The organism is Micromonospora sp. AB353 (assembly GCF_049538395.1).
Taxonomy (GTDB): Bacteria; Actinomycetota; Actinomycetes; order Mycobacteriales; family Micromonosporaceae; genus Micromonospora; species Micromonospora aurantiaca.
Genome location: NZ_JBMVFV010000187.1, coordinates 1 through 667, shown reverse-complemented (window position 1 = coordinate 667; position 667 = coordinate 1). Strand labels below are relative to the sequence as shown.

1 pseudogene is annotated in these 667 nt (G+C 68.4%); it reads right to left on the bottom strand.

The features are described from left to right. Positions 1–667: pseudogene (locus tag ACPCK6_RS29610) on the bottom strand (hypothetical protein); the annotation flags it as partial.

Sequence of the window (667 nt, the reverse complement as noted above, 5' to 3'; positions counted from 1 at the left end):
GTTTCCTCGACCTTGAGGATGCCCTCGTTGTAGACGCCGCCGCCGTCGCCCTGGGCGTGGTTGTCGACGACCTTGCTCTCCTTGAGCCAGGTGCGGCCGTAGTTGGCGATGGCGCCGCCGTCGCCTTCGGCGTTGTTGTCGACCAGCTTCACGTTGTCCAGGTGCGCGCTGCCGCCGCGCTCGACCAGGAGCGCGCCGCCGTCACCCTCGACCCGCTTGTCGTCGTCCTTGCCGTCCGGGACGAGCGCCGTCGGCGCCGGGCCACCGCCGCCGGGGTACTTGAATTCGTTGGCGTTGCCGCCGGAGACGGTGAGGTCCTTGAGGGTGAGGTCGCCGCCGTCGACGACGCGGAAGATGCGGAAGGTGTCTTCGGCGTCGCGCTTGATGGTGGAGTTGTTGCCCTTGATGGTGACGTCCTGCTTGATCTCGGGCAGGGCGGAGCCGAACTTGCGGTCCTTGACGCCGAGTTCGTAGGTGCAGTTCTCGGCGAGCTTGATGGTGCCGCCGTGGTCGCGGTTGGCCAGTTCGAGGGCGTCGATCAGGGCGTCGTCCTTGCAGGGGACCTCGCGGGTCTTGCCGTGGTCGTCCTTGCCGTCCTTGCCCCACTCGCCCTTGTCCGGGCCCCACTCGCCACGGTCGCGGCCTTCCTGGCCACGGTCCTTGCCGT